Consider the following 3,083-nt stretch of genomic DNA (forward strand, 5'->3'; position numbering starts at 1 on the left):
GTGCGGGTGGGGTTGGTGGTGGCGGTTGATTTCGGGTCGACGTTTACCAAGGCGATCGCGGTTGATGCGGGGTCGGGTGAGCTGGTGGCCCGGGCCGAGCATCGGACGACGATCGACACTGACGTGATGGACGGTTGGCATGCCTGCCGGGCCGCCTTGCTGGCGGTCGATCGCGGGGTGGCGCGGGCCGACGTACTGGCTTGTTCCAGTGCTGGTGGTGGGCTGCGGATCGGGGTTGTCGGCAACGAAGAGCTGGTGACCGCGGAGGCCGGCAAGCGGGTTGCGCTGTCCAGTGGCGGGCGTGTCGTTGCTGTGGTGAGCGGTGGGCTGACGCCGACCTCGCTGAAGGAACTGCGGGCAGATCGCCCGGACGTCGTACTGTTGTCCGGCGGTACCGATGGCGGCAACTCCGCCGTCCTTCTCAAGGCGGCCAAGACGTTGGCCACCTACAAGTGGCGGCGACCGGTAGTTGTCGCAGGCAACGTTGATGCTCAGGGTGAGATCGCCGAGATTCTCGCTGATGTCCCGCATGTGCTTGCGGACAACGTCGTTCCCGAGATCGGGGTATTCGCGCCGGACAGTGCGCGAGCTGCGATCCGCGAGATGTTCCTCGCCCATGTGATCGGTGGCAAGAACCTGTCCCGCGATCCCGGGTTCGCGCGGATGGTGCGCGCGGCCACGCCGGACGTCGTGCTGCGCGGCGTCGAGGTGCTCGCCGGGCTGCACGGGGATGTCGCGGTCGTGGACATCGGCGGCGCGACCACCGACGTCCATTCGGTCATCGAGCTCGACCCCGAGGACGCGAACCTCGGCCGCGAGGTGGTCGCCACCCACCCCGTCACCCGCACGGTCGAAGGTGATCTCGGGATGCGCTGGAGCGCCGTACCGGTCGTTGCCTCAGGCATCGAAGCTGGCCTCGTCCCCGACGACGAAGCGCTCCGTACGGCGGCCGCCCGGCGGCACGACGATCCGGCGTACTTGCCTGATTCCCCGGCCGAGACGCAGTACGACGTGGTGCTGGCGACCGTGGCCGCGACGGTGGCGTTGCGTCGGCACGCGGGTCGGCAGCGGATCGTTTTCGGCCCCGGCGGCCGAGTGGTCGAGCGGTCCGGGAAGGACCTGCGGGAGGTCGACCTGCTCGTCGGGTCGGGTGGCGTGCTGCGGCACAACGGGCCGGAGGTGGCTGCCCGGATCCTCGGTGCGGTCGCGGTCAACGCGCGGGAGGAAGGCTGGCTGGTTCCCGAGCGCGCTCAGATCTGCGTCGACAAGGACTACGTGCTCGCCGGTGTCGGCCTGCTCGCCGACACCGATCCGAAGGCGGCCGAGGGCCTCGCCGCTCACATTCATGGAACCGTCCCCGCCGGGCACTAGTCTCGTCAGGAAGCACAGCGTCTCGTCTGGAAGTACAGCGGCGGAGGGGTCTGATGAGCGAGGACGGCAAGGCGAAGGACGCGAGTCCGGTCGCCGACAACGAGGTGGTCGAGGAGACCGCCGATACGGTGGTGCTCGACGATCACGCGCTGGCGCCATCGAGCCGGGGGCGGATCGACACCGGGGTGACGCCGGGAATGCAGATCGCGAGTGCGTGGGCCTGGCGGTTCCTGGTGATCGTGGCCGCGGTGGCCGTGATCGGGTACGGGATGCAGTACCTGTCCGAGGTCGTCGTACCGGTGACTGTCGGCATCCTGCTGACCGCCCTGCTCGTGCCCGTCACCAACGGTCTGCAGAAGCTGCGCTTCCCACGCGGCGCGGCGGCCGGGGTCACGGTGATCGCGACGATCGTGCTGGTCGCGGGCCTGCTGACTCTGGTCGGGACGCAGATCGCCGGGCAGTTCGAGAGTCTGTCGACCCAGGTCGGCGAAGGTGTGCAGAAGCTCCGCGAGCTCGCGCGCCTCAACTTCGGGCTGACCGACACCGACATCACGAACGCCTTCAAATCGCTCCAGGACGCGATCACCTCCGGTGGTGCGCTCGGTCAGCGCGCGGCCGAGGTCGGTTCGACGGCGACTCATGTGGTCGCCGGGCTGTTCATCTCGTTGTTCTGCCTGTTCTTCTTCCTCTACCAGGGCGACAAGATCTGGGCCTGGCTGGTCCGCCTCTTCCCGCGCCAGGCCCGCGAGAAGGCCGACTCGTCCGGCCGCAAGGCGTGGGTCTCGCTGACCGCGTTCGTCCGGGCCACGATCATCGTCGCCGCCGTTGACGCGGTCGGCATCTCGCTGGGCGCAGCCATCCTCGGCCTGCCGCTGGTGAGCGCGATCGGCATCCTGGTCTTCGTCGGCGCATTCATCCCCGTCGTCGGTGCACTCGTCAGCGGCATCGTCGCGGTGCTCGTCGCGCTCGTTGCCAAAGGCCCGATCGTCGCAATCGTGATGCTGGCCGTCGTGATCGGCGTCCAGCAGCTCGAAGCCCACGTCCTGCAGCCGTTCCTCCTCGGCCGCGCGGTCAGCGTGCACCCGCTCGCCGTCATCCTCGCCATCGCCACCGGAGTCGTCATCGCCGGCATCGTCGGCGCCCTGGTCGCCGTACCGACAGCCGCCGTCCTCAACACCATCGTCAACCACCTGGCCGGCAACGACGTAGACCCCGAACCACCCCGCCCGCTCCCACGCCGAAGACCAGCAAAGGTCGCTGCAGACCCCCCGGTCACCGACAGCTGAGTCCTGGCCGGTACGGCGGAGTCGCATCCGCCTGTGGCCGGGTCGGTACAGCGGCGGCCGCGTCTGGCTGTGACCGGGAGGTGTGGCTGGGCGTCGCATCCAACGGCGGCCGGATGCGTCGGCGGTGGCAGCTGAACTCCGCAAACCTGCCGCATCTCATGGGTTAACCCACGAGCTTGTGGGTCTTCCACCCGCATGCGGGTGCAGAACCCACAAGCTGCTGGGGGAACCCACGAGATGCGACGTTCCCACCCCCGAATCCGGGCAACTGCCGATCAGCGGAGTCGTGCTGCCAAATAGAGGCTGTTGCAGAATCGGCGTGGCTGGTGCGTATAACCCGGTAGGTGTTCGATTATTGGGTGTGGCGAATGGGTATCGGCCGGTTGATCGTGGTCAGGGTTTCTTGTTGCCGCCGGACATGTCTGA

2 protein-coding genes are annotated in these 3,083 nt (G+C 68.2%); both read left to right on the top strand.

What is annotated here, in order from left to right; all coding sequences use genetic code 11:
* On the top strand, positions 1–1,371 hold a 1,371-nt coding region (locus E1261_RS44095), incomplete at its 5' end, for a glutamate mutase L (protein WP_420814103.1).
* Positions 1,372–1,424: 53 nt separating this feature from the next.
* Complete coding sequence (locus E1261_RS44100; protein ID WP_132416237.1) at positions 1,425–2,657, top strand: AI-2E family transporter; 1,233 nt, start codon at positions 1,425–1,427, stop codon at positions 2,655–2,657.
* Positions 2,658–3,083: the final 426 nt, after the last annotated feature.

This window comes from Kribbella albertanoniae, assembly GCF_004348455.1.
Taxonomy (GTDB): domain Bacteria; phylum Actinomycetota; class Actinomycetes; order Propionibacteriales; family Kribbellaceae; genus Kribbella; species Kribbella albertanoniae.

What these genes read in the sequence shown, in the direction of transcription:
- E1261_RS44100 (WP_132416237.1), top strand. Translation starts at nt 1,425, where the DNA reads ATGAGCGAGGACGGCAAGGCGAAGGACGCGAGTCCGGTCGCCGACAAC.